Genomic DNA, 25,907 nt, shown 5'->3' with positions numbered 1-25,907 from the left:
GGCGGGCCGTCGCCGGCCCCGGAGTCAGAGCCAGCCGTTGCGGCGGAAGCCGCGGTGGATGAGGAAGCAGGCGAGGGCCATCACGCACAGGACCACCGGATAGCCGTAGGTCCAGCGGAGTTCGGGCATGTGGTCGAAGTTCATGCCGTAGACGCCGCAGACCATGGTCGGAACGGCGACGATCGCGGCCCAGGCGGTGATCTTGCGCATGTCCTCGTTCTGGGCGACGGTCACCTGGGCGAGATGGGCCTGGAGGACCGAGTCGAGCAGGGCGTCGTAGGAGGCGACCTGCTCGGTGACCCGGGCGAGGTGGTCGGCGACGTCGCGGAAGTACGCGCGGAACTCGGGAGCGACGAGCACCACCGGCTCGGTCGCGAGCCGTTGGAGGGGCCGGCCCAGCGGCGCCACGGCACGCTTGAGTTCGAGGAGTTCGCGCTTGAGCTGGTAGATCCGGCCGGCGTCGCCGCGCTCGCCGCGCTCCGAGAAGACGGCGGTCTCGATGGCGTCCAGGTCGTCCTGGACGGCGTCGGCCACGGCGAGGTAGTCGTCGACGACGTGGTCCGCTATCGCGTGCAGCACGGCGGAGGGGCCTTTCGCGAGCTGTTCGGGCTCGGATTCCAGGGCCTCTCGGAGCGGGCCGAGGGAGCCGTGTCCGCCGTGGCGGATGGTGATGACGAAGTCCGGTCCGACGAAGGCCATCAGCTCGCCGGTGTCCACCACCTCGCTGGTCGCGGTGAGCTCCTCGTGCTCCATGTAGCGCACCGTCTTGAAGACCGCGAACAGCACGTCCTCGTACTGCTCCAGCTTCGGCCGCTGATGGGCGTGCACGGCGTCCTCCACCGCCAGCGGATGCAGGCCGAAGAGCTCGGCGAGGCCCGCGAACTCCTTCTCCTCCGGCTCGTGCAGGCCGATCCACACGAAGCCGTCGCCCGACCTGCGGACGCGTCGCACCGCTTCCTCGGCCGACCGGACGCCGTCCTGCCGGACCCCGCGGACGTAGACGACGCAGTTGACGACCGCGCTGCCGAGCGGCGAGCGCGCGGGGTGGCTGAGGTCCACGGCGCGTCGGTACGTACGGCGGACGGCGCTGCGCAGGCGGTGGATCATCGACACGGGTACTCCTTCGGCAGATCGCGGGCCAGTCTGCCAGCGGCCCGTCCCGTACGACAGGCCGCTCCGAGCGGGCGGTGGAGCACCATGAGCGGGGCGGTTCGTGGTGCCGTGTATCGCGGGCGTATCGAAAACCGCATACGCCACGGCAACGGCCCTCGCGATCCCCTGGGACCATGACCCACGACGCCTCCCCTTCCGTACCGCCGCCCCGCCGCGCGCGCGGGATCCTGCTCCTCGGCCTCGCGGCCCTCGGCCTGGCGAGCGCCCTGTTCGTCCTGCGCAGGCCGCTGATGATGTCCGCGCCGACCTGCCTGGCGGGGCGGTGGCACGGCTGCTACGACACGTTCAACGGTGTGGTGCTGATGACGCTCGTCACCCTGCCCGTGTCCGCGCTGGTGGTGTGGGCGCTCGCGCGCCGGCGCCACGGTGCCTGGCGGACGTCGCTGGCCGAGGTGGGCATGGTCCACGGCACCGTGCCGTTCCTGTGGCTGACGATGATGCCGGGCGCCGGGGCCGGCGTCGTGCCGGGACGCCTCAGCCTGGTTCCACTGCGTGACCTGGTCACGATGGGCCCGCTCGGGATCGCCGGCAATCTGCTGGTCCTCGCCTCGCTCGGCTTCTTCGCCCCGATGCGGTGGGCGGCGCTCGCGTCCGTGCCGCGGATCCTGGCCCTCGGGGCGGGCTGCTCGGTCCTCGTCGAGACCGCGCAGTACGTCCTGCGGCTCGACCGGGTGTCCTCGGTGGACGACGTGCTGGTCAACACCGCCGGAGCCGTACTGGCCGGGCTGGCGTCGCGCCGCTGGTGGCGCGGCACGGCGACGGAACGGGCGCACCGGTCGCGCCTCGCGTCGGCGCCTGAACCCGCGCCGGAACCGGCGGACCGGGTCTCCTGAGGCCTTTCCATACGCCGGCGACATGCGGCGTTGCCTAGGCTTCGGACATGCGTGTACTGATCGTGGAGGACGAGCCCTACCTGGCCGAAGCCGTCCGGGACGGTCTCCGGCTGGAGGCGATCGCCGCCGACATCGCAGGCGACGGCGACTCCGCCCTGGAGCTGCTCAGCGTCCACTCCTACGACCTCGCGGTCCTCGACCGCGACATCCCGGGCCCCTCCGGCGACGAGGTCGCCCGGCGCATCGTCGCCTCCGGCAGCGGCATCCCGATCCTCATGCTCACGGCCGCGGACCGGATCGACGACAAGGCCTCCGGCTTCGAGCTCGGCGCCGACGACTACCTCACCAAGCCGTTCGAGCTGCGGGAGCTGGTCCTGCGGCTGCGGGCGCTCGACCGCAGACGCGCGTACGCCCGGCCCCCGGTCCGCGAGATCGCGGGCCTGCGGGTCGATCCCTTCCGGCGGGAGGTCTTCCGCGACGGACGCTACGTGGCGCTCACGCGCAAACAGTTCGCCGTGCTCGAGGTCCTCGTCGGCGCGGAGGGCGGCGTCGTCAGCGCCGAGGAGCTGCTGGAGCGGGCGTGGGACGAGAACGCCCATCCCTTCACCAACGCCGTCCGCATCACCGTCTCCGCGCTGCGCAAACGGCTCGGCGAACCGTGGGTCATCGCCACGGTGCCGGGTGTCGGCTACCGCATCGCGGGCGACGGCCCCGAGATCGGCCACCGCGCCGGAACCGGCGAAGCTGAGGGCCGTCGGCCCGCGGCCGGCCGCCACCTCGAAACCGGCGACGCCGAGACCGGCCGCGGCCCCGCGGGCGGCAGTGCCGGGACCGGCCGCGGCGGCGGTGGCACGCATGCGTAGACGGCCGGGGCTCAGCGCCCGGGTGAAGCTCACCCTCAGCTACGCCGGCTTCCTGGCCGTCGCCGGCGCGCTCCTGCTGGCCGTGGTGTGGTGGTATCTGCTGCGCTACGTGCCGGACAACTCCCAGGGCCTTCTCGGGATCTCGCCCAACCGCTACCTCCTCGTGCACATGTTCGCGCCCGCCGCGGCCGTGGCGATGGTCTTCCTGCTCGTGTTCGGCCTCGTCGGCGGCTGGATCCTGGCCGGGCGGATGCTCGCGCCGCTCACCCGGATCACGGCCGCCGCGCGGACCGCCGGGAACGGATCGCTGTCGCATCGGATCCGGATGGCCGGCCGCCAGGACGAGTTCCGTGAACTCGCCGACGCGTTCGACACCATGCTCGAAAAGCTCGAGTCCCATGTCGCCGAACAGCGGAGGTTCGCCGCCAACGCCTCCCACGAACTGCGCACGCCGCTCGCCGTCTCGCAGGCGCTGCTCGACGTCGCCCGCAAGGATCCCGCCCGGGACCGGGACGAAGTCCTCGACCGCCTGCGGGCGGTCAACGCGCGCGCGATCGACCTCACCGAGGCGCTCCTGCTGCTCAGCCGCAGCGACAGCGGGAACTTCCGGCGCGAGAGCGTCGACCTCTCACTCCTCGCCGAGGAGGCCGCCGAGACCCTGCTCCCGCTCGCCGAACAGCGCGGCATCGGCCTCGACGTCACCGGCGGCGCGAGCTTGACCCACGGCTCCGAGGAGCTCCTGCTGCGGATGGTGACGAACCTCGTGCAGAACGCCGTCGTCCACAACCTCCCCGCCGGCGGCTCGGTGACCGTACGCACCGAGACGCGTGGCGACACGAGCGTGCTCCGGGTCGAGAACACCGGCCGTCCACTGCCGCCGGAGCTGGTGCCGACGCTCACCGAGCCCTTCCAGCGCGGCACGCAACGCGTACGCACCGACGAACACGCCGGCGTCGGCCTCGGCCTCGCCCTCGTGCACACGATCGTCCGCGCCCACGGCGGCACGCTCGACCTCGCGCCCCGGCCCGCCGGCGGCCTCCTCGTCACGGTCCGCCTCCCCGGCACGTCCTGAACGCAAGCGCGCGGGGCCTGCGTCGCCGGCCGCCGGCGCACGCCTCAACAGCGCTTGAGCGTGCCGCTGTCCAGCGTGGACTTCTCGCCGAAGACCCAGCCCTCGGTCCCGCTGCCCGCGATCCGGGCGTAGATCCACTTGTTGGCGTGGGCGTTGTCCACGTAGCACTCGTACGAGACCTTGGTGCCGGACTTGAGCACGGTCACGTACGAGCACTCCGCGTACGGCCCGGTGTAGAGGTGGGTGTTCTGGGAGGCGTGGCCGACGCCGCTGCTGCTGTTGGCGTGGGCCCAGCCGGTGCATGCCGTCGGTACGGGCGTGGGCTCCTTCACCGTGGCGCTGGGCGTGGTCCTCGGTGAGGCCGACGGGTGCCCGGACGGCTTGTCTCCCGCGTCGCCGGATGCCGAGGCGGACGGTGTGCCGCGGTCCTCGTCCGTCCGGGAGGGAGTGCCGGAGGGCGTCTCGCCGGGGCTGATGGTCGTCAGGTCGCCCGGTGAGGTCGGGGCGTCGGTCGTGCCTCCCGGTTCGGCCGGCCCGCCGGCGGCGGAGCTGCCCGCCGAGGGAAGCGCCGAGGCCGGCCCGTCGCCGCCCTCGTCGCCCCGCACGTCCATCAGGGCGTAGGCGACGCCGCCACAGGTGAGGACGGTGGCGGCCGCGACCGCGACGACGGTACGGGTACGGCGGCGGCGCGCGCCGGCGGTGGTGGCGCGGGTCTCGGAGTGGCCGGGGTGGCCGGCGGGCATGGCGGGCGGCATGCCGTGTGCCGGGCCCGGCGGGGCGGGTGCGTAGGAGCCGGCCGGCGGATAGGGAGCGGGCGCGGTGACGGCGGGACCGAATCCCGGCGGGGCGGCGGGCGGAGGCATGGGTGTGGCGCCGGGCATCGGGGCGGGGCCGGGCATCGGCGCGGGCGTGGGGCCGGGCGTCGGCGTCGGTATGGGCGGAGGCGTGTACGCCTGTGCGGGCGTCTCAGCCTGCGCGGGCATCGGCCCTTGCGGCGGCGTCTGCACGGGCAGCGGCGCCTGACCAGGCGTCGGTATCGGCGCCTGCGGGGCCGTCGGCGGGAGGGCGACCGGCCGGCCTTCGGCGACCGCCGCCAGCAGTTCACGCGCCTGCCCGGCGTCGGGCCGCTGCAGCGGGTCCTTGGCCATCAGCGCCCGCAGCACCGGGGTGAGCGGTCCGGCGCGCCGGGGTTCGGGCAGCGGTTCGCCGACGATCGCGGCCAACGTGGACCACACCGACGTACGGCGGAAGGGCGCGGCGCCCTCCACCGCCGCGTACAGCGTCATGCCGAGCGCCCAGATGTCCGACGCGGCACCCGGCACCTGGCCCTGGGCGCGCTCCGGCGGCAGATAGTCGAGAGAGCCGACGATCTGGCCGCTCTGGGTCAGCTTGGCGAGGGCCTCGTCGCCGGCGGTCTCCATGGTGGCGATGCCGAAGTCGGTGAGCACGACCCGGCCTCCGCGCTCCAGCAGGACGTTGCCGGGCTTGACGTCCCGGTGCAGGACGCCGGCCCGGTGTGCCGCGTCGAGCGCGTCCATCAGCTTGGCGCCGATCGCGGCCGCTTCGCGCGGCTCCAGCGCGCCGCGCTCGGCCAGCACGTCGTCGAGGGAGGGCCCTTCGACCAGTTCCATGACGATGACCGGCAGGCCCCGCTCCTCGACCACGTCGTGCACGGTGACCACACCGCTGTGCCGGACGCGGGCGGCGGCCTGCGCCTCGCGCCGCATCCGGGCCCGCAGATCGGCCAGTTCGGCCGGGGAGGCGTCGGTGTAGGCGCGCAGGACCTTGACGGCGACCTCGCGGTTCAGCAGCTGGTCGACGGCCCGGGCGACGACGCCCATGCCGCCACGGCCGATCGTCGCGGTGACGCGGTACCGCCCGCCCAGGACCTCGCCGACCAGATCCGCGCCGTTCTCCCGCGTCACCTGTCACACCTCGTTCGTCGTACCGTTCGAAATCCGCCACCGGGCGGGCACCAGAGTAGGGGTTCGCGTCTGTGCGACTGCGCACGGCCCGGCTCTCGGCTCGCGGGCCGCACCGTCCCACTGCCGCGAACGGCACGGTGTCCCAACCAAGATGAGGACGCCGCCCGCCGTGGCCGGACCGGGTCGGCGCGGTGAGGATCCGGTGACGGATTCGCGTGCGCGGGCGGTGAACACCGAACGGGCGGCGGGCGGAGGTGCCCTGCCGGGCCCGCGGCCCGCTCGCGCGCTCCGTCGCCGAAGGGCGTTGTCAGACCCCCGCGACATGATGGCTTCATGACCGCATCTCCCGCCGTTGAGGCGCACTTCGTCCTGTCCACCCGTGCCGATTACGCGGCCGCGCTCGACCGGCTGCGTGCGGCCTCGCGCGCCTACTACGGCGGCGAGAACAGCCCGCTGGACGACGTGGCGTACGACGCGCTGCGCCGTGCCGTGCTGGACTGGGAGGCCGGGCACCCGGACGAGGCGGAGGCCGGTTCGCCGACCGGTCTCGTCGCGGACGGGGCCGCGCCCGAGGGCGACGTGCCGCACACCTCCCGGCTGCTCAGCCTCGACAACGTCTTCAGCCCGGAGGAGCTGACCGGGTGGGAGGCGTCGCTGAGGCGGCGGCTCGGCCGCGAGGTCGAGGGCGGGTTCACCGTCGAGCCCAAGCTGGACGGCGCGGCCGTCGCCGCGCGTTATCGCGACGGCCGGCTCGTGCAGATCGTCACCCGCGGCGACGGCGCCCGTGGCGAGGACGTCAGCCACGTCATCGGCACGGTCGAAGGTCTGCCCGAGCGGCTGGCCGAGCCGGTCACGTTCGAGGCGCGGCGAGGTGCTGTTCACGCAGGAGCAGTTCGAGAACGCGAACGAGGTGCGCACGGCGCACGGGGCGGCGCCGTTCGCGAACCCGCGCAACGGCGCGGCCGGCACGCTGCGGGCTAAGGACCGGCCGTACCGCCTGGAGTTGACGTTCTGGGCGTACGGCGCGGTGGACCTGGACGGCGTGGCGTTCCTGCCCGCCGGGGCGACGCACGCGGAGGTCCTGGCGGCGGTCGCGGAGGCGGGTGTGCGGACCACGGCCGGCACTCCGGCCGGGCTGCACGTGGTCGGCACGATCGCCGAGGCCCAGGAGCGGGTGGACGCGATCGCCGCGATGCGCGCGGGGCTGCCGTTCGGCATCGACGGCGTGGTCGTCAAGGCCAACAGCGCGGCCGAGCAGGAGGCGGCCGGGCTGGGCAGCCGCTTCCCGTACTGGGCGATCGCGTACAAGCTGCCGGCGGTCGAGCGGCAGACGGTGCTCGAGGACGTGGTGTGGGAGGTCGGCCGGACCGGTGTGCTCGCGCCGACCGCCGTGCTCACGCCGGTCGACGTCGACGGCTCCACCGTCGCCCGGGCCACGCTCCACAATCCGGCCGACATCGCCCGCCGGGGCCTCCACCTCGGGGACACCGTCACCGTCTACAAGGCCGGCGACATCATCCCGCGTGTCCAGGCCCCGGTCGTCGAACTGCGCCCCGAGGGCGCCGTGCCGGTGCCGCTGCCGGACGCGTGCCCCCACTGCGGCGGCGGGATCGACAAGAGCCAGGAACGGTGGCGCTGCGCGAAGGGCACCGCGTGCGCGCTCGCTCCGCTGATCGAGTACGCGGCCGGGCGGGACATCCTCGACGTCGACGGCCTGGGCCGCACGTCCGTCAAGGCCCTGATCGAATCGGGCGCGGTCAGGGACGTGGCGGACCTGTTCACGCTGACCGAGGAGCAGTTGACGATCGCGTCCGGCAGCGCCAAGCGTGGCGCGAAGCTCGCCGCGCAGATCGAGCTGGCCAGAACCCGTCCGCTCAGCCGGGTGTTCTGCGCGCTGGGCATACCGGGCACGGGCCGCAGCATGTCGCGGCGGATCGCGGCGCACTTCGGCACGATGGACGCGATACGCGGCGCGACGGTCGAGGACCTGCAGGCCGTCGAGGGCATCGGCCCCGAGAAGGCTCCGGTCGTCGTCGCCGAACTCGCCGCACTGGCCCCGGTCGTCGACAAGCTGGTCGCGGCGGGCGTCAACATGACCGAACCGCGACAGGCAGCCGTCGCCGGGTCCGGCGGCGGATCCGGCGCCGAATCCGGCGGCCAGGGCCCGCTCGCGGGCCGGACCGTGGTGGTCACGGGCAAGATGACCGGCCGGCTGGAAGGCTTCGGGCGCAGCCAGATGAAGGAACTGATCGAGCGCGCGGGCGGCCGGGCCGGCAGCGGTGTCAACGCCAAGACGTCCTGCCTCGTCGCCGCTTCCTCGCCGACGGGCAGGCCGAGCGCGAAGGCGACGGCGGCGCAGCAGCTCGGCGTCGAGGTCCTCACGCCGGAGGAGTTCGCCGAGCTCGTCGCCGACTACCTCGGCTGACCTCGCACCTCGCGAACCGGTGCGGGCACGCCCACCGGCCCGCCCGGCCGCGACCTGGCTCAGCCCTCCGAGCCGGGTCGACCGGACCGGTGCGGGCCGAGGACGGGACCTCGGGCCGCACCGGCATGCATCGGAGCGGGCGCCGGCCGGTGAGTGGCGCCGTCTAGGGGGCGATCTCGAACGTGGGCGGCCGCAGGTCCGCCAGGCAGCGGGTGTCCGGCGCGGTCGGCGTCTCGAAGAACGAGCGGGTGATGGACTGGGCGCACGCCGAGTCGGCGAAGACCACGTGGGCGACGTAGGGAACCGTGACGGCGGTGGACCGGCTCAGTGTGCGGGCGGCGTACGGTCCGCTGCTCGGCGCGGTCTGGGCGTCGAACCCGCCGGACAGCACGAGCGCCGGGACGTCGCTGTACGTCCGCTGCCGGACCGACGGGTCGGCCGGAGGCACGTCCCAGGCCTCGCAGTCCTGGTGGAGCCAGGCGAGGAACGGAGCGTTGACCAGCACCGAGCGAGGGAAGGTCGGGAAGAGGCGCCGGCCGGCCCGGAGCACGTCGGCCTCGCTCTCGTAGGGTGTCCACTCCCGGCAGAAGATGCCGTAGGCGAGCCCGTGGGACGTCCTTCCGACGGCCTGGGGGCTGAGCTTGCCGCCCGCCCACTGCTCGGCGATCCGCCGCGGGTTGCCGTGGGCCAGTTCGTCGATGGAGCGGGGCACGCCGGCCGCCACATGGGTGGCGGAGGCCAGCCAGTTCACCAGGACGCCGCCGTCGAGGACGACCTTCACCGGCTGGGGCCGGCCGGGGACCGTGACCGTGGTGGTGACCGGCCGGGCCTCGAGTTCGCCGACGAGGCGCTCGAAGGTGGCCTTGAGGTGCGGATAGCGGGTGTCACAGGCGGGCTGGTCCGCGCAGGCCTTGAACAGGCCGTCGAAGCCCTCCCGCGCGGCGCGCCAGGTCACGGCGCCTCCGGCCAGGGACGGCGGCAGGACGCCGTCGATGCCGACCGCCCGGATGCCCTGCGGGTGCAGGCGCAGGTAGAGGAGCGCGAGGTCGGTCCCGTAGGAGATGCCGAACACGTTCCATTTCCTGATGCCCAGCGTCTTGCGCAGGTCGTCGTAGTCGGCGGCGCTCTCGGTGCCGTTGTAGGCGCTGGGGTCGGCGCCGAGGCCCACCACCCGGTCGCGGCACTTGCGCGTCTCCTCGACGTGCAGGCGCCCGGTCGACGGGGCGCCGAAGACGAGGCCGAGGGATTCGGCGGCGAACTCGTCGACGTTCGGGCAGGTGAGCCGCGGATCGGCCGAGTAGGTCCCGCGCTGGCCCATGAAGATCACGTCGCGGTCGCGGTTCAGGCCGCCGGCCAGCGCCATGGGGATCTCGGAGACCGCGTCGTCGCCGGGTCCGCCGGCCAGCCACACGATCGGATCGCCCGCGGGCCTCTTCGAGGCCGCCGGGATGACGGCCACGCCGAGGCGGACCGTGCGCCCGTGGCCATGGTGGCCGCCCGACCCGTCGTGGTCGCCGTGGTCGCCGGGCCCGTCGTACTCGTCACGCCCGTCGTAGTCGCCCGGCCCGTCGTGGTCGTCAGGCCCCTCGTGGTCGCCCGGCCCGTCGTGGCCGTCCGGCCCCTCGTGGTCGTCACGCCCGTCGTGCCGCTCACGCTTCTCGGGGACGGTGAGCGTTCCGCAGTGGGCGTCCTTCAGGGCGGGGATCGGGTCCGCCGTCCTCGGGCAGGGCCCCGGCTCGAAACGGGCGTGGCCCGCCGTCCGGGCGACCGTGCCGAGCGGCGCCGCGGGACCTGACTCGGCCCGGGCGGGAGCCGCGACGAGAGCGGCGGCGAGGACACCGGCCGTCGCCCCGGCCAGCGCGGCGGGGAGCCGGCGCGGGCCGCGCCGGCGTCGGGGTGGGCGGAGGGACGTCATGAAGTCTCCCGTTCGGGGGTGATGGTGAAGGGTTTCGGCGCGAGTCCGGCCACGCAGCCGGTGTCGGGCGCGGTCGGGCGCCGGAGGAAGGAGGTGAGGACGCTCGCCGCGCAGGGCGACTGGGGAACGACGAAGTGGCCGATCCCGGGAATGAGCACCGCGGTCGAGCGCGGCAGCGTGCGGCCCGTGTACGGCCCCCAGCTCGCGCCGGTCTTGGCGTCGAAGGTGCCGGAGACGATGAGCGTCGGCACCTCGCTGTAAGTGGTGACGCGCTGGACAGGGGTGCGGTCCGGCACGTTCCAGACGCGGCACAGGTCGTGCTCGAAGGGAAGCTGCGGCGCGTGTGCCAGGACCGTGTCGGGCCATCCGGGGAACGCCCGCCGCCCCGCCCGGAGGACGTCGGCCTTCGAATGACCCGGCACCCATTCGCTGCACGCCACCGAGTGGGTCAGACCGTGCGCGAACTCGCCGATGACCGGCGTCGCGCCGGCGGCCTGGGCCTGGGCGAAGCGGTGCGGATCGCCGTGGGCGAGTTCGTCGAGCGCCGCCGGGACGTCGACGGCCGGCAGGGCGCCGCCGTCGGCGACCAGCAGGTTGACCAGCGTGCCGCCGTCGAGGACGACCTTGACGGGATTTCCGCCGCCTGGCGGCGCGACCGTCAGGCTCAGGGGGTGCGCCTCCAGCCGCCGGACCTGCTCGGTGAGCGTGCGGGACAGGTCGGGATAGCGGCTCTCGCAGCGGGGCTGGGCCTCGCACGCCGCGAAGATCGCCTGGATGCCCTCCCGGGCGCTGTCCCAGGCCCAGGGCAGGCTGACGATCTGCGGAGGGACGACCGAGTCGATCGCCACCGAGCGGATGCCGCGCGGGTGCCGGCGCAGGTAGGTGAGGGCCAGGTCGGTGCCGTAGGAGTAGCCGTAGACGTTCCACCGGTGGATTCCGAGCGCCTTGCGCAGGGCGGCGAAGTCGGCCGCGTTCTCGGTGGTGTTGTAGGCGCGCAGGTCGACGCCGTCGGCCGTCAGACGGTCCCGGCACTCCTTCGCGGCGCGCACCAGGCGCCTTCCGGTGGAGGGCGCGTCGTAGGGCAGTCCGACGGCGGCGGCGTTGAAGCGGTCGATCTCGGGGCAGGCGAGGTTCGGCTGCGAGTGGAGCCCGCCGCGCTGGGTCATGACGATCAGATCGCGGTCACGGTTCAGGCCGGAGGCGATGAGGAAGGGAAGGGCGCCGATCGCGTCGCCGCCAGGGCCTCCCTCCATGAACACGACCGGCTCGGCGGGTGTCGTGGACTCGGCCGGGATGACGGCCACGGTCAGCTTGACGGTCCGTCCGCCGTGGTGGGAGCGGCTCTCCGGCACTTCCAGGACTCCGCACCGGCCGGGGATCGGCTCGGGCGTCTTCGGGCAGGGACCGGGCACGAACCGGCCGGGAGGGCTCGGGTGCGGCTCGGCGAGGGTGGGTGCCGCGGCGCTGCTCGGTGCCGGACCGAGGGCGCCGAGGAAGGCCAGGCCGGCCGCGACGAGCGCGGCCGCGGTGGACGGCCGCCGGGAGCGGCGCGGGGCAGGTCCGCGCCGTGCCCGCCTTCGTACGGATCTGCCGCTCGCGCGGGCGAACGGCAGGCGGCCTGGGCTGAAGTCCTGTTCCGCCATGTGCTTCCGTCTTTCTGACGACCTCGGCCTTGCCGAGAGTGAGGACGATGCCGGGCGGCTCCGCCCGTCCGCGTCGGCGTCGGGTGGCGGCCACCGCGAGGCCAGCCTCCGGGCGGGGACGGACGTCCACCACCGGTGAGCGCCACTCGGAGCAGTCCAGGCGCACCGGTGCCCGCGACGGCCCGTTCGGCCGCGCCCGGCCTCGGGCACCATGGCCCGGTCGAGGTCCGCCGACCGTCCCCGCGGTCGGCGGGCTCCTGTTCCGCGAACCGGGGGAAGCCGCCAGTGGGCAGGTTCAGGTGAGGCGGGCCGGCGGTGCGGCTGGACGCCCAACGGCGGGTGCGGTGCAGTCCGTTGCTCTTCACGGCGCCGATCGTTCTGCTCGTGCTGCTGACGGCGGTGCTCGGCTGGGAGATCGTCCCGGCCAACGCGACGGCGCAGGCGCGGGCCTCATGGCCGTGGCGGCTCGAGCTGCTCGACATGGAGCCGCTCGGCAGCCTGCTGGCGGTCGCGGCCGGCGCGGCCCTGGCCCGCGCCCAGTACGCCCGTACCGTACGTCCACACCTGGGCTGGCGGGCCGACTGGACGACGGGACACCTGCGCGGCGGCGTGCCCGGGTGGCGGGTGAGACTGCGCAACGGCGGGTGGAACACGGTCGTGGTCGAGGAGTACGCGTGCCGGGTCGTGCTGCGCGGTGGGTCACCGACGGACGGCGCCTCCGGGTGGACGGACGTTCAGGGCGTGGCTGCGGTGCTGACCGAGGGCGACGGCTGCCACACGGGAGCCTCACCCGCACGGCAGCAGCGCCGTCCCCGGCTCACGTGTAGTCGCGGAGCGTGATGTTCTCGGCCGTCCGGCGGGCGATCCTGGCGGCCATGTTCTTGCCGGGGAGGTAGGGCAGCGCCTTGTAGTAGCGGTTGAGGAGCGAGGCCGTCAGGCGGCTGTCGGGCACCATCAGCTTGGCGACGCCGTCGCCCATCTTCTGGCAGCCGGTGGCGTAGGCCCGCATCTCGTGCTCGTAGCGGGCGTAGGCGACGGTGTGGTCGCCGTCCGCGGCGGCCAGTTCGCCGGCGAGGACGTACGCGCCGACCAGGGCCAGGCCGGAGCCCATGCCCGACAACGACGACGGGCAGGCGGCGGCGTCGCCGACCAGCGCGACCCGGCCGCGGGTCCAGGTGTCCATGCGGACCTGCCCGACGGAGTCGAAGTAGAAGTCGGGCGCGTGGCGCATGGCGTGCAGGAGCCGGTCGCTCTCCCAGCCGTTGCCGGCGAAGTGCTCGTGGAGAACGGCCTGCTGCCGCGGGACGTCGCGGCGGTCCAGGCCGAGCAGCGGCGAGCCGAAGTAGAACATGGCCTTGGCCTCGGTGTTGTGGCGCGCGCTGTACATCGCGACCAGCTTGCCCGCGGTGCGGTAGGCGTGGCCGGTGCGGTCGAGGCCGAGGTGGTTGGCGGTGGTGAAGACGGCGCAGTAGACGCCCAGGTGCCGGACGAACCGCTCCTCGGGCCCGAAGGTCAGCCGGCGGGTGAGCGAGTGCAGTCCGTCGGCGCCGACGACCAGGTCGAAGCGGCGCGGCGCGCCGCGTTCGAAGGTGACGTCCACGCCGTCGGCGTCCTCGGTGAGCGAGGTGACGGAGTCTCCGAAGACGTACTCGGTGTCGTCCTTGGTCGCGTCGTGGAGGACGCGGGCGAGGTCGCCGCGGAGGATCTCGAGGTCACCGGCGAACAGGTCGGCCGGCAGCTCGGCCTGCGGCTTGCCGGCCGCGTTGACGTACCGCAGGGAACCGGTGCCGGTGCGGGCGGCTTCGAGCGCGGGCAGGATGCCCATGCGGCGCAGGACCGACAGATGGGCCTCGCCGCGGAAGTCGACGGCGTAGCCGCCGTCGCGCAGCGCCGGGGCGCGTTCGACGACGGTGGGACAGAAGCCATGGCGGCGGAGCCAATAGGCGAGGGCGGGGCCGGCCACGGACGCGCCGGAGATGAGGACGGTGCGGTTCCGGGAGACGGAGGCGGTGCGGCGCTTCGGGTCGCGACCGTGGTGCGGGCCGGTGGAACCGTCCGAGGCGGTGGGGTTCTGCAAGCGGTTGGTCGGGCGGGCGGAGTCGTGCGCGGAGGTGGAGTTGGTCGGGCGGGCGGAGTCGTTCGAGGAAGGTGAGTTCTTCATGGCGGTGAGCATGCGCGGGGCCGCTCACCGCCGGCTCACCGCTCGCTCACCGCGCCGGCGAGGGCTTCGGGAAGCCCGAAGAGGCGCAGCAGCTCGGCGGCGGCCGGGCCCAGGCCGGAGGCGGCCCGTACGGCCTCGGCGTAGCGGGTCTGGGCGGTGGTGTGGTCGCCGCGGGCGGCGGCGACGCGGCCGAGTCCGGCGAGCGTACGGACCTGATTGCCGAGGGACTTGATCCAGTGCCGGTCGATCCGCTCCAGCCCCTCGGTGTAGAGGCGCTCCGCCGCCGTCAGGTCGCCCTCCGCGAGCGCGAGGTCGCCCTGTCCGCGCAGGGCGGCGGCGAGCCGGTCGGCGCTGCCGGCGCTCGCGGCGAGTTCGGCGGCCCGGGTGTAGTCGGCGCGGGCGGCGGGGCGGTCGTCGGCGGCGAGCTGGTCGCCCCGGTTGACGAGGAGGTCGGCGGAGTCCTCCAGGGCGCCGAGCTGTTCGGTGAGGGCGAGGGCCTGTTCGGTGAGGGCCACGGCGCGGGCGCGGTCGCCGCGCCCGCCCGCGAGGCCGGCCAGCGCGTCCAGCGCGAGCGCCGTGCCCCAGCGGTCGCCGAGCGCCCGGAAGCCCTCGACGGCCTCGTCCAGGGCCCGCTCGGCCGTCGCCGTGTCCCCGTCGCCGAGAGCTCCGAAGGCCGATACGTAGCGGGCGACGGCCCGCGCCCACGGTTCGGGGCTCGTGCGCTGGGCGGCGACGACGTCGAACGCGGCGCGCACCTGGGCGGGTTCGGCGTCCTGGCCCGCGTTGCGCATCATCCACAGCAGCAGGGCGGCCGGCAGGCTCCCGACCCGCTCGCCGCCCGCCCACGCCTCCGCGAGCGCCCTGCCGGCCGCGTCCCGGTGTGCCTCCCAGACCGCCCGCCCGGTCGGTCCGTCGCCCGCGGCGAGCAGCACGCACACCGCGTACTCCTCGCCGTCCGCGGACGGGAGGCGGGCGGACCGTCCGACGTCGGTCGCGTCGAGCAGGGCGCTCGCGTGCGGGGCGACCGCGGAGGCCCGTCCCTGGATCCACAGGGAGGTGGCGGCGCAGGCCAGGAGCCGGCGGCCGGTGTCCGCCGCGCGGGTGGCGACGGCCCAGCGCAGTGCGGCCAGCAGGTTGTCGTGTTCGGCCGACAGGGCGGGCAGCCAGTCCAGTTGGGCGGTGCCGCGCAGGAACGGGTCCGCGGTGCGGAAGCGGTGCAGGAGGTCCAGGGCGTGGGCGCGGCCGGTGGTCTCCTCCTCGCCCGCGGCCGCCAGCTGTTCCGCGGCGTAGGCGCGGATGGTCTCCAGCATGCGGTAGCGGCCGCCACCGGTCCGGATGAAGGACTTGTCGGCGAGCGACTCCAGCGTCTCGCCGTCCGTTTCGCACACGCGTGCCGCGGCCTCGGCCGTGGCGCCTCCGGCGAAGACGGCGAAGCGGCGGGCGGCCCGCCGCTCGGGCTCGGACAGCAGGTCCCAGCCCCAGGCCACCACCGAGCGCAGGGTGCGGTGCCGTTCGTCGGCCGTGCGGTTGCCGCGGGCCGCCATGCCGAGCAGGTCGTCGAGGCGGTTCGCGAGGTCGTCGATGTCGAGGGTGCGCAGCCGCGCCGCGGTGAGCTCGATGGCCAGCGGCAGGCCGTCGACCGCCGCGCAGACGCGGCGGACGAGCCGCGGGTCGGGCGCGGGCCCGCGCCGTACGGCGGCGGCGCGGTCGGTGAAGAGCCGCACGGCCGCGTCGTCGTCGAGCGGTCCGACGGGGCAGAGGTGTTCACCGATGACGCCGAGCGGTTCCCGGCTGGTGGCGAGGACGCGCAGCCGTGGGCAGGCGGCGAGGAGCCGGGCGGCCAACGCGGCGGCCTCGTCGACGACATGCTCGCAGTTGTCGAGGACGAGCAGCAGCGTCCGGTCGGTGAGGGCCGTGATCAGCCGGTCGAGCGGGGCGCGCGCCGCACCGGCGGCCTGGAGGCCGGTCTCGCGCAGGCCGAGCGCGTTCAGCAGGGCCTGCGGGAGGCCGTCGCCGTCGCGCAGCGGCGCCAGTTCGACGAAGCACAGCTCGTCGTTCAGGGTGCCGGCGACCTCGGCCGCGAGCCGGGTCTTCCCGACGCCGCCGGGTCCGGTGAGGGTGACGAGCCGGGCCACCCGGAGCAGCCCGGCGACCTCGTCCACCTCTGCCGTACGCCCCACGAAGGAGGTCAGCGGGGCCGGCGGCGCGGCGGGCGCCGGCGTCGGATCGTGCTGGAGCAACTCGCGGTGCAGCGCGGTCAGTTCGGGTGAGGGATCGGCGCCCAGTTCCTCGGCGAGACGGCGCCGGGTCCGTTCGTAGACCAGCAGTGCCTCGGCCTGGCCGCCGTCGGCGGACAGCGCGCGCATGAGCAGCCCGGCGGGCCGTTCCCGCAGCGGATGCCGGCTCACCAGTTCCCGCAGTTCCGGTACGGCGGCCCGGTGTTCGCCGAGGCGCAGCGCGGCCTCGTACCGGTCCTCGAGCGCCCCGGTCCGCAGTTCCTCGAGCCGTACGGCGGTGGCCTGGACCGACGGGCGGTCGGCGACGCCGTCGAGCGCGGGGCCCCGCCACAGCTCCAGCGCCTCGCGCAGCAGGGCGGCCGCGCGCTCGGCGTCCTCCGTGCCGTCGCCGCGGTGGAGGGCGGCCCGGCCCCGGGCCGTCAGCCGCTCGAACCGGCAGGCGTCGACGGCGTCGGCCGGCACGTCGATCCGGTAGCCGTCTCCGGCCCGTTCGATCATGGCTGCCGGACCCGGCGCCGTGTCGGCGGCCGCGCGCAGGGCCGTACGCAGCCGGGAGACCTGCGACTGGACGGCGTGGTCCGACAGCGGGCCGTCCGGGTCGATCTCCTCGGCGAGCAGGTCCGCGGACACCGGCTCTCCGGGCCGGGCGAGGAGCAGCGCGAGCAGGGCCCGGCGGGCCGGTCCGCCGAGCGGGATCTCGGTCCCGTGGTGGTCCCATGCCCGCGTCTGGCCGAGGATTCCGAAGCGCATGGGGCTGATTATGCGACCGTCTTGATCATCGGGTCGAGCGGCCTGGCGCCCGGACGGGGCGCGGTACGACCCGAGGACGCGTCCCCGGAGTTCACCCGTGCCCGGGCCCGTGCTCCTGGGTCCGGGCGGCCCGTGGCCTGGTGCGCTCACCGGGCAGGCAGGCTCACCGGGACGGCGGGGGCCGGGTTGCCGGGCCGGATGCCTGGGTAGACGCTGCTCCCGAGGAGGGCGCCATGTACAGCCGAGCCCGAGATCTCCCGCCGGCAGCGCCGGAGGAAAGCACCGTCGCCGATGTGCGGCCGGACGGCGGCCGTGCGGGCCCCGAAGGGCCGGAGCGGCCGGAGACCGCCCGGGAACGGGTGAACCGGCGGTGGGGCGAGGTCCTCCAGGAGACGCGGGTGGCACAGACGGGCGTACAGGTGCTCTTCGGTTTCCTGCTCAGCATCGCCTTCACCTCGCGGGCCGACACCCTCTCGCCGTTCGGCCGGTCGCTCTACGTCCTGACCGTGGTGCTGGGCGCGTGCTCGACGGCCGCGCTGATCGCGCCGGTGGCGATCCACCGGTGGCTGTCCGGACTGCGTATGAAGGACGAGGTCGTGGAGGTCGCCGGGCGCATGATGGCGTGCGGCATGGTGCTCCTGGCGCTCACCGTCGCCTGCTCGCTGCTGCTCATCCTGGCCTTGGTCCTGTCCACGCCGTACGCCGTGGTCATGGTCGTCACGGTGATGATCTGGTTCGGCATGTGCTGGTACGTGGTGCCGCTGCGCCTGCGCCGCCGGGCCGGGCGCCGTCCGGCCGCGTGAGGCCACCGGGCGACGACGCCGCCGCGTGAGGCGGCACGGACGGCTCCCGGCGGCCCTACGTCGGTGACCACCTGCCCCAGCGTGGCCTCGGGCGGCAAGAGCACGGTCACCTCCGCCGTACGTCCTACCCGTCGGCCCCAGAGGCGGCCGGGAACACCGAGGCGCCCGCCGCCGGCGGGCCCGGCTCCACCCGGACGGCGCACCGACGAGCAGCGGCGTGACGCCGTCCCGGACTCTCGCCGCGGACCGCACCGCGCGGCCGACCGGCCCGCGCGCCGGTACGAGCGGGCGCGGCGGTGGCGGCATGCGGATACTGAAAGCAGACACGGCATGGCGGTGAGCGACCTGTGGCGACGAACCCGGTGGAAGCGGATCCGACCAGCGGCGCCGGGCGGGACGCGGGCGGCTGGCTCGGCGCGCTGCCGGTGGCCGCCGTGGCCACCGACCAGGCCGGCACGATCGTGCGCTGGGACCGCGCCGCGCAGGACCTGCTCGGCTACGAGGCCCGCGAGGTCGTCGGACGGCACATCTCCGACCTGCTGCATCCCGGCGCGGACCGCAATCTGGGCCGCTCGCTGTGGGAGCGGGTGGCCGGCGGCCGCGGCCTGACGGGCGCGGTGAGCGCCTGGCACCGCGACGGGCACCCGGTCGAGCTGGAGATCTGGGCGACGCCCGTGCCCGCCCGCACCCGCGGCGGCACCACGGTCCTGGTCTTCGCGGCCGACGCGCACGCCGCCCGCGCGATCCGCGGCTCCTCCGCCGTCTGGGACGGCCTGTTCGCCCGCTCACCGGTCGGCGTCGCCGTCTTCGACACCCAGCTGCGGTTCCTGCGGGTGAATCCCGCCCTGGAGGCGATGAACGGCCTGCCCGAGGCCGCGCACATCGGCCGGCGCCTGGTGGAGATCCTTCCGGGCGTGAACGCCGCCGACATGGAGGCGGCGATGCGGCAGGTCCTGGAGCGCGGCGAGCCGATCCTCGACTTCCGGCGCACCGGCCGCACGCCCGCCGACCCCGACCACGACCGGGTGTGGTCGTGCTCGTACGTGCGCCTGGAGGACCCGGAGGGCCAACCGATCGGGCTGACCGCCACGCTGATCGACATCACCACCCAGCAGCGGGCCGAGCTGGAGGCCGCGGCCGGCCGCCGCCGCCTCGCGCTGATCAACGAGGCCACCTCGAAGATCGGCACGAGCCTGGATCTGGAGCGGACGGCACAGGAGCTCGCCGACGCGACCGTTCCCGACCTCGCCGACGCCGTCACCGTCGACGTCCTGGAGAGCCTCGCCACCAGCGGCGACCTCGGTCCCGGGCTCGTCGGCGGCATCGCGCTGCGCCGTCTGGGCAAGGCCCCGCTGACCGGCTGTGTCATCACCGACACCCTCGCCCCGCTCGGCCGCACCCTCATGTTCCCGGCCAACGCGCCGTACACCCAGGCCCTGGCGGCGCGCCGCTCCTTCGTCATCGCCCGGCTGGACGAGCAGGCCATCGCGCCGGCCGCGCGCCACTCCGGCGCTCCCGCCCGGCTGCTGGACCTGGGCGTGCACTCGTTCATGATGGTGCCGCTGATGGCCCGCGGTGTGGTCCTGGGCCTGGCCACCTTCTACCGCCGCCGGCCGATCGGGCCGTTCACGGACGACGACGAGGCGCTGGCCGGCGATCTCGCCGCCCGCGCCGCGGTCTGCGTGGACAACGCCCGCCTCTACCACCGCGAGCACGACACGGCCCTGATCCTGCAGCGCAGCATGCTGCCCCAGCACATCACCCCGCCGCCCGGCGTCGAGGTCGCCCACCGCTATCTGCCGGCCGGCGACGCCCAGGAGGTGGGCGGCGACTGGTACGACGTGATCCGCCTCGCCGGCGGCAAGGCCGGGCTCGTCATCGGCGACGTGATGGGCCACGGCACGACCGCCGCCGCCGTCATGGGGCGGCTGTCGGCCAGCGTCCGCGCCCTGGCGCGGCTCGACCTGCGACCCGAGGAGCTGCTGCGCCAGCTGGAGGCCACGCTCGAGGACCTGGCCGAGCCGACGCTCGCGACCTTCTGTTACGCGGTGCTCGACCCGGCCGACGGGCACTGCCGCATCACCCGGGCCGGGCACCCGCCGCCGGCGCTGGTCCTGCCCGACGGCACGGCCCGCCTCCTCGACGTCCCGGCCGGACCTCCGCTCGGTGTCGGCGAGGCCTCGTTCACCACCACCGACGTCACGCTCGAGCCGGGGAGCGTCCTGGTGCTCTACACCGACGGGCTCGTCGAGGCCCGCGGCAGCGACATCGACGACCGGCTCGCCGAGCTGACCCATGTGCTGACGCAGCCCTCGCCCTCACTCGACCAGCTCTGCGACACCCTCCTCACCCATCTGGTCCCTTCCTCGGCGGACGACGACATCGCGCTGCTCGCCACCCGCCTGCCGGCCGCCCCGCGCTGACCCGCGCCCCGCTGACGCCCCCCCCGGAGGGTCAGTACAGCGGCGACTGCGGCATGTGGTGCTCGTGCCAGAACGGGTCGTGCGGAGGCTGGGGCGGGTTGGTGCGGGCCTCGGCGGCGGCGGCGGCGAGGCGGCTCGGCCATTCCGCGGCCCACATCAGGGCGACCGTGCCGACGAGCGGCCAGAAGCCGTCGACCTGGAGCAGGCCGGTGAACCACGCGATCAGCCAGAGCACCAGCGCGTTGACCGCGACCAGGACCAGCGACGCGAGGCCGGGGACCGGCAGGCTCAGGGTCAGGGAGAAGCGCAGGTGGAACAGGGCGCCGACGACGGCGAGGGTGAGCCACCGCGGGTCGGACACCTCGACGGCGTCCAGCCACACGACCGCGAGCGCCAGGCCGGCCGAGCACAGGACGTAGCCGAGCAGGGAGCGCAGGGCCGCGGCGCGGCCGCGCTTCGTCGGCAGGGCGAGGACGAGCAGCAGCAGCGTGTCCACGGCGGCGACGACGAGCGCGACGGTGACGAGGGCCCGCAGTCCGTCGGCGAGTTCGACGTCCAGGCCGAGCCGGGCGCCCAGCTCCGCCCCGGCCCACAGCCCCACGGGTCCGAGGACCGTCAGGACCACGAGCGACAGCACCATGCCGACACCGACATGGAAGAAGTGCCGCCGCATCGGGGCGAAGAACTCCCAGTCGGAGCTGCCCCAGTCGGGCTCGTCGGCCATGCGCCGCTGATTGCGCGCCACGGCCCGCCCGAGCAGCTTCTGCAAGGGCATGGGCACGAGCACGACGACCGCGGTGAACACCGCGGCGACGAAGGCCGCGGCTCCCGCCCGTTCGCCCGCGCTGCCGCCGATCCGTAACTGGTTCAGGACCTCGGAGGCCGCCCACACCCCACCGGCCACGCACACCCATCGTCTGATGACCCGCCCCGTCGTCTTCATGGAGTCAGGATCCCGCCCGGGGCGCCGGGGCGGAAGCCCGCGCGCACGGAGGGTTCAACAGAGCGTGTCCCAGTGGTGGAGGGCCTGGAGGGCGGCGGTGCGGGTGGTGGGAGTGGTGAGGCCGGCGGGGCTCGGGGTGAGGAGGTAGTCGGCGACGGGCGTGAGGAGGAGCGAGGTGCCGGGGGCCGGGGCGAGGAGGCGGGCCTCGTCCCAGTCGTGGCGGATGGCGGTGCGGCGCAGCAGGGTGCCGTGGCGGGTGGGGAGCTGCCGCCGGCCGGTGGCGGCCTCGGCGCGGCGGCGGTGCTCCGGGGCGAGCGCGGGCGCCAGTTCGGCGCGTACGGCGGCGAGGTGGCCGAGCGGGAGGTGGCCGGCCGCGTCGTCGAGGAGGGCGGCGGCCTCGGGAGCGAGGCGGTAGGCGGCGAGGACGGCCGCGGTCTCGGCGGGTTCGAAGGGCTGCTGGGTGAGGCTCGCGATGTCGAGGAGCGTGACGGGTCCGGGAGGCTGGGCGGGCCGCTGGAGACGGGATTCGGCGAGGGCGATGAGGCATTCGACGTGCGCGTCGGCGACCAGATACGGCCGTACGGGCACGGCCGAGCCGTCGCCGGGCAGCGCGGCGGTGGTGAGCTGGACGCGGTACCAGGGGTCGACGAGCGGGTCCTCGGCGGGCCAGTGGACCGTGACGGTGGTGTGGTGGGGACGTTCGCCGAGCAGGGAGACGTCGATGTGTTCGACCGGGTGGTCGGTGACCAGACGGATGACGGCCTGCCACAGGGCCGCCTCGTCGGGCGCGACGAGGTCAAGGGTGTCCAGCGGCCGGAGCAGGCCGGCCGGGTAGTAGCCGGCGAGCGGGAGGCCGCGGACGGCGCGGACGCCGGTGGAGCGGGCGAGGGCGGCTGCCGTACGGGCGTAGTGGGCGGCGCGCTCGCGGGCGCGGCGGAGTTCGGCGCGGGCGGGCTCGCCCATCCGGACGCCGTCGCGGTCCAGGGCGGAGAGGACCAGGTGGGGCAGGTGGCGGCAGCCCCGGGCGCGGTGGAGCAGTTCGGCCGGCCCGGCGGCCGGGTCGGCGTCGAGAAGCCGGTAGAGCAGTGCGGTGTTCACGGACGTCCGCCTCCGAATGTATGGTCAGGCCCGGCGCCACCGGCGGCCGAGGGGGCGGGCGGGCGATGACCGGAACGTCTCCGGCGGGCCCGCGGCACGGTGATTGTGTCCGGCCGGGTTCAACGGCTGATCACCACAGGCTCAACGGGCTCTCGACACCGGGCGCGACGCTGTGGTTAATAAGGTGACACATATTTAGACATGTGTGCCGAGGCGGGGCGGCCACTGTCTTCTGGGGTGGCTGGGGGGCAGGACGTTGGGCGATCTCCGTTTCTCGTTACTCGGACTGATGCGGGCTCACCGCGGCGCGACCGCGCTCAAGATGGGCAGTCCGCAGCAGCAGGCGATGCTGGCCGTCCTCCTGCTGCGGCCGGGGTACTCGGCGAGCGCCACGGACCTGATCGCCGCGTTGTGGGGCGAGGAGCCGCCGAGCGCGGCGATGACCACGGTGCGGACCTACGCGTGGCGATGGCGCAAGGTGCTGGACGCGGGTGGCACGGAAGGCGCGGACGGCGCGCGGGGCTCGGCCGCCGCGGGCGACCGGCCGGCGACGAGTGTGCTGGTGTCGATGGGAGACGGCTACCGGCTGGTGCTGCCGAAGCTCGCGGTGGACGCGGCACAGGCGGAGGCGCTGGCCGCCGAGGCGGAGCGCACCGCGCGGACCGATCCGCTGCGCGCCCGCGACCTGCTCAACCAGGCGTTGGAGCTGTGGCAGGGCGAGCCGCTGGCCGGCATTCCCGGCCCGTTCGCGGAGCGGCACCGGCAGCGGCTGGAGGAGTTGCGGCTGACGCTCCTGGAGGAGCGGATCGGGCTCGACCTGACGCTCGGCCGCTACTCGCGCTGCATTCCCGAGCTGACCGCGCTCACCACCGAACACCCGCTGCACGAGCGGGCGTACGGGCTGCTGATGCGGGCGCTGTACCAGGCGGGGCGGCAGGCGGACGCGCTGGCGGCGTACCGCGGGGTGCGGCAGTTGTTCCTCGCGGAGCTGGGCGTGGCGCCGGGCGCCGAGCTGGAGCAGCTGCACCGGCGGATCCTGGAGGGCGATCCGGCGCTGGCCGCTCCGGCGGAGCCGGGTCCGGTGGCCGGGGCCACCGCCGGGCCGACGACCGGGCCGGCGAGCGGAGCGGCGGCGGGGACCGGGGCCGGGACCGGTGCGACGGCGCGCCGGGGAGGCCGGCCGGAGGCCTCCGAGGAGTCGGCGCGGGAGGCGGAGGCGGCCCGCGGCGGCACCGATGGCGACGATGCCGAGGACGGCGACGGCGACCGGGCGTCCGGGGCGGGCCGAAGACCGGGGAGACCGGAGCGGGACGGGCGGGAGGCCGCGGCGCCGCCGAGACCGGCCCAGCTGCCGCCGGACGCCGCCGACTTCACCGGGCGGACGGCGCCGGTCCGGGTGCTGCACGAGGCGCTCGGCGCGCCCTCGGCGCAGGCGCTGGTGATCGCCACCGTGGTGGGCATGGGCGGCGTCGGCAAGACGGCGCTCGCGCTGCACGTTGCGCACCGCGTACGGGAGACGTACCCGGACGGCCAGCTGTACGTGGACCTGCGCGGCTCCGACCCGGTGCCGGCCGACCCGGAGGCGGTCCTCAGCGGGTTCCTGGTGGCGCTCGGGGTGTCCGGCGACGCGGTGCCGGACGGTCTCGACGCGCGCTCGGCGCTGTTCCGGTCGGTGGTCGACGGGCGGCGGCTGCTGCTCGTGCTCGACAACGCCAAGGACGCGACGCAGATCCGGCCGCTGCTGCCCGGCTCGGTCGGCTGCGCGGTGCTGACCACCGGACGCACCCGGCCGGCCGGGCTGCCGGCGACCGTCCAGGTCGACCTGGACGTCTTCCAGCCCTGCGAGGCGCTCGACCTCCTCGGCCGCACGATCGGCGAGGAGCGGCTGGCCGCCGAACGGGACGCCGCCCTCGAGCTGGTGGTGGCCTGCGGGTATCTGCCGCTGGCGGTCCGGATCGTGGCCGCCCGGCTCGCGGCCCGCCCCGGCTGGACCGTGGAGACGCTCAGCCGACGGCTCCAGGTGGAGCGGCGGCGGATCGACGAGCTGCGCATCGGCGACCTCGCGGTGGCGGCGGCCTTCGAACTGAGCTATCGCCAGCTGACCGCCGACCAGGCGCGGGCCTTCCGGCTGGTCGCCTCGGTGGACGGGCCGGACATCGGGCTGCCGGCCGCCGCGGCGCTGCTCGACCTCGACGAGTACGACGCGGAGGACCTGCTGGAGGCGCTGGTGGACGTGGCGATGGTGGAGTCGCCGTTCCCCGGGCGCTACCGCTATCACGACCTGCTGCGGGCCTTCGCCCGGCGGCGTCCGGCCCAGGAGGCGGGCGCCGCCGCGTCGGGCGGCGGTACGGAGGAGTGCGCGGAGGCGGTGGCGGCCCGGGACCGGCTGCTCGACCACCTGCTCGCCACGGCCTGCACGGCCTTCCAGCACGCGGTGCCGGGCGACCCGGCGGCGGGCGCGCTGGGGCCGGCCCGCTCGGCCGGTGTGCCGTTGTCCGGCCGGGACGCGGCCCGGGAGTGGACGGCGGCGGAGCGTGCGGGCGCGGTGGCGCTGGCGGCCCAGGTCGCCGCGGCCGCGGGAGCGCCGACGGCAACGTCCCCGGGAACGGGGATGGGAACGGTCACGGCGGACGGCGGCGGGTCGCTGCCGGGAGGCGGACAGGGAACGGCGACGCAGGAGACGGCGCTGCGGGCCGCGATCGATCTGCTGATCGCGCTCACGCCCTTCGTCCTCACCCCGCCGAGCCGTCAGCTCGCCGCCACCGCCGACGCGCTGGCCGAGGCGGCGGCGCGGCACGGCGACCTCCGGGCCGCCGGACGGGCGCACTTCCTGCGCGGGAACGTGGCTCTGGCGGCGACCCGGCTCGACGCGGCGGAGGCGGCGGCACGCCGGGCGGTGGAGGCGGCGCGGGCCGCGGGCGACACGGTGATCCTCCGTCAGGCGCTCAACGACCTCGGCCTGATCTGCCAGTTCCTCAGCCGCTACGACGAGGCGGTGGACCACTACGACGAGGCGCTGCTGCTCGCCAACGAGCTGGGGCACCGTTCCGGCGCCCTGGTGACGACCGTGAACGCGGCGCTGGCCCGGGTGCGCAGCGGGCGGGCGGCCGAGGCCGTGGAGATCTGTCACGAGGTGCTGGCCGAGCTGCGGACCCGGCAGGACGACCCGGGCCGGGCGTACACGCTGTACGTCCTGGGGCTGGCGCTGCACGGGCTCGGGCGGCACGAGGAGGCGGTGACCTGGTTCCGGGAGTGCCTGGCGGTGGCGACGGGGGCCGGTCTGCGCGACCGGGCCGCGCACGCGCGCTACCGGCTCGCGGACAGTCTCCGCTCGCTCGGCCGGGCGGACGAGGCGCTCGACCACGCCGGGCAGGCGCTGGCGCTCTGCGAGGAGTTGGGGGCGGAGCGGGACCAGGCGCACGCGCTGGTGGTGCTGGGCCGCTCGCTCGCGGACCTGGGGCGCGGCGCCGAGGCGGGAGGGCGGCTGCGGCAGGCGTACGAGATCTTCTGCCGTCTGGGACTTCCGGAGGCCGCCGAGGTGGCCGGGCTGCTGGAGGAGCCGGCGTTGGCCCTGGTCGATCCCTGAGGATCGAAGACCGGGCTCACCAGGAGAGAGAAACGGTTCTGCATACGTGGCCGACGC

General features: G+C 75.0%; 15 protein-coding genes and 1 pseudogene. 8 read left to right on the top strand and 8 right to left on the bottom strand.

What is annotated here, in order from left to right; translation table 11 throughout:
* Nucleotides 1-24 precede the first annotated feature (24 nt).
* Nucleotides 25-1,107, bottom strand: a complete 1,083-nt coding sequence (gene corA / locus ACIGO8_RS11495; protein ID WP_399728527.1) for a magnesium/cobalt transporter CorA — start codon at nt 1,105-1,107, stop codon at nt 25-27.
* A gap of 179 nt (nt 1,108-1,286) precedes the next feature.
* Between corA and ACIGO8_RS11490 the strand changes: the two genes are divergently transcribed.
* The 3 genes from ACIGO8_RS11490 to ACIGO8_RS11480 are packed head-to-tail and all read left to right on the top strand — an operon-like array spanning nt 1,287 to nt 3,941.
* On the top strand, nt 1,287-2,006 hold the full coding sequence (locus tag ACIGO8_RS11490) for a VanZ family protein (protein WP_399727540.1): 720 nt from the start codon (nt 1,287-1,289) through the stop codon (nt 2,004-2,006).
* Nucleotides 2,007-2,053: 47 nt separating this feature from the next.
* Entirely contained in the window at nt 2,054-2,869 is an 816-nt protein-coding gene (locus ACIGO8_RS11485) for a response regulator transcription factor (protein ID WP_399727537.1), read from the top strand.
* Complete coding sequence (locus tag ACIGO8_RS11480; protein ID WP_399727534.1) at nt 2,862-3,941, top strand: sensor histidine kinase; 1,080 nt, start codon at nt 2,862-2,864, stop codon at nt 3,939-3,941. Before ACIGO8_RS11485 ends, ACIGO8_RS11480 begins: the two co-directional genes overlap by 8 nt.
* Before the next feature lie 44 nt (nt 3,942-3,985).
* On the opposite strand, the gene ACIGO8_RS11475 is transcribed toward ACIGO8_RS11480, so the two are convergent.
* Complete coding sequence (locus tag ACIGO8_RS11475; RefSeq protein ID WP_399727531.1) at nt 3,986-5,866, bottom strand: protein kinase; 1,881 nt, start codon at nt 5,864-5,866, stop codon at nt 3,986-3,988.
* A 333-nt stretch (nt 5,867-6,199) separates the two neighbouring features.
* Between ACIGO8_RS11475 and ligA the strand changes: the two are divergent.
* A pseudogene (ligA, locus tag ACIGO8_RS11470) lies at nt 6,200-8,291 on the top strand (NAD-dependent DNA ligase LigA).
* Between the two features lie 163 nt (nt 8,292-8,454).
* Here the strand turns inward: ligA and ACIGO8_RS11465 are convergent.
* On the bottom strand, nt 8,455-10,206 hold the full coding sequence (locus tag ACIGO8_RS11465) for an alpha/beta fold hydrolase (RefSeq protein WP_399727528.1): 1,752 nt from the start codon (nt 10,204-10,206) through the stop codon (nt 8,455-8,457).
* Nucleotides 10,203-11,849, bottom strand: coding sequence for an alpha/beta fold hydrolase (locus tag ACIGO8_RS11460; RefSeq protein WP_399727525.1), 1,647 nt, complete (start codon nt 11,847-11,849; stop codon nt 10,203-10,205). Before ACIGO8_RS11460 ends, ACIGO8_RS11465 begins: the two co-directional genes overlap by 4 nt.
* A 354-nt stretch (nt 11,850-12,203) precedes the next feature.
* Here ACIGO8_RS11460 and ACIGO8_RS11455 point away from each other — a divergent pair, with 354 nt between their 5' ends.
* Nucleotides 12,204-12,689, top strand: coding sequence for a hypothetical protein (locus ACIGO8_RS11455; protein WP_399727522.1), 486 nt, complete (start codon nt 12,204-12,206; stop codon nt 12,687-12,689).
* Here the strand turns inward: ACIGO8_RS11455 and ACIGO8_RS11450 are convergent.
* Both ACIGO8_RS11450 and ACIGO8_RS11445 read right to left on the bottom strand, forming a co-directional pair.
* Nucleotides 12,667-14,010: an FAD-dependent monooxygenase gene (locus ACIGO8_RS11450; protein WP_399727519.1), complete on the bottom strand. Its 1,344-nt coding sequence runs from the start codon at nt 14,008-14,010 to the stop codon at nt 12,667-12,669. The two genes, ACIGO8_RS11455 and ACIGO8_RS11450, sit on opposite strands and share 23 nt — an antisense overlap.
* A gap of 35 nt (nt 14,011-14,045) precedes the next feature.
* Entirely contained in the window at nt 14,046-16,997 is a 2,952-nt protein-coding gene (locus tag ACIGO8_RS11445) for a BTAD domain-containing putative transcriptional regulator (protein WP_399727516.1), read from the bottom strand.
* Nucleotides 16,998-17,395: 398 nt separating this feature from the next.
* Between ACIGO8_RS11445 and ACIGO8_RS11440 the strand changes: the two genes are divergently transcribed.
* On the top strand, nt 17,396-17,800 hold the full coding sequence (locus ACIGO8_RS11440; RefSeq protein WP_399727513.1) for a DUF6328 family protein: 405 nt from the start codon (nt 17,396-17,398) through the stop codon (nt 17,798-17,800).
* Between the two features lie 347 nt (nt 17,801-18,147).
* The gene (locus ACIGO8_RS11435; protein WP_399727510.1) at nt 18,148-20,223 is read left to right on the top strand and encodes a SpoIIE family protein phosphatase; all 2,076 of its coding nucleotides are present in this window, start codon (nt 18,148-18,150) and stop codon (nt 20,221-20,223) included.
* A 31-nt stretch (nt 20,224-20,254) separates the two neighbouring features.
* Here the strand turns inward: ACIGO8_RS11435 and ACIGO8_RS11430 are convergent, their stop codons facing one another.
* Together ACIGO8_RS11430 and ACIGO8_RS11425 are read right to left on the bottom strand one after the other, a co-directional pair.
* Nucleotides 20,255-21,166: a hypothetical protein gene (locus ACIGO8_RS11430; protein WP_399727508.1), complete on the bottom strand. Its 912-nt coding sequence runs from the start codon at nt 21,164-21,166 to the stop codon at nt 20,255-20,257.
* Nucleotides 21,167-21,220: 54 nt separating this feature from the next.
* Entirely contained in the window at nt 21,221-22,264 is a 1,044-nt protein-coding gene (locus ACIGO8_RS11425) for a hypothetical protein (protein ID WP_399727505.1), read from the bottom strand.
* A gap of 289 nt (nt 22,265-22,553) precedes the next feature.
* Here ACIGO8_RS11425 and ACIGO8_RS11420 point away from each other — a divergent pair, with 289 nt between their 5' ends.
* Complete coding sequence (locus ACIGO8_RS11420) at nt 22,554-25,850, top strand: AfsR/SARP family transcriptional regulator (RefSeq protein ID WP_399727503.1); 3,297 nt, start codon at nt 22,554-22,556, stop codon at nt 25,848-25,850.
* Nucleotides 25,851-25,907 lie beyond the last annotated feature (57 nt).

It is taken from the genome of Streptomyces sp. NPDC053493 (genome assembly GCF_044544825.1).
GTDB lineage: Bacteria > Actinomycetota > Actinomycetes > Streptomycetales > Streptomycetaceae > Streptomyces.
Note: the sequence above shows the minus strand (reverse complement) of the source record. Positions and strands in the feature narration are given on the sequence as shown.

Excerpts from the sequence above, each read along its gene's own strand:
- corA (WP_399728527.1), bottom strand. The coding sequence starts at position 1,107 with ATGATCCACCGCCTGCGCAGCGCCGTCCGCCGTACGTACCGACGCGCC.
- ACIGO8_RS11490 (WP_399727540.1), top strand. The coding sequence starts at position 1,287 with ATGACCCACGACGCCTCCCCTTCCGTACCGCCGCCCCGCCGCGCGCGC.
- ACIGO8_RS11485 (WP_399727537.1), top strand. The coding sequence starts at position 2,054 with ATGCGTGTACTGATCGTGGAGGACGAGCCCTACCTGGCCGAAGCCGTC.
- ACIGO8_RS11480 (WP_399727534.1), top strand. The coding sequence starts at position 2,862 with ATGCGTAGACGGCCGGGGCTCAGCGCCCGGGTGAAGCTCACCCTCAGC.
- ACIGO8_RS11465 (WP_399727528.1), bottom strand. The coding sequence starts at position 10,206 with ATGACGTCCCTCCGCCCACCCCGACGCCGGCGCGGCCCGCGCCGGCTC.
- ACIGO8_RS11460 (WP_399727525.1), bottom strand. The coding sequence starts at position 11,849 with ATGGCGGAACAGGACTTCAGCCCAGGCCGCCTGCCGTTCGCCCGCGCG.
- ACIGO8_RS11450 (WP_399727519.1), bottom strand. The coding sequence starts at position 14,010 with ATGAAGAACTCACCTTCCTCGAACGACTCCGCCCGCCCGACCAACTCC.
- ACIGO8_RS11445 (WP_399727516.1), bottom strand. The coding sequence starts at position 16,997 with ATGCGCTTCGGAATCCTCGGCCAGACGCGGGCATGGGACCACCACGGG.
- ACIGO8_RS11430 (WP_399727508.1), bottom strand. The coding sequence starts at position 21,166 with ATGAAGACGACGGGGCGGGTCATCAGACGATGGGTGTGCGTGGCCGGT.
- ACIGO8_RS11420 (WP_399727503.1), top strand. The coding sequence starts at position 22,554 with ATGCGGGCTCACCGCGGCGCGACCGCGCTCAAGATGGGCAGTCCGCAG.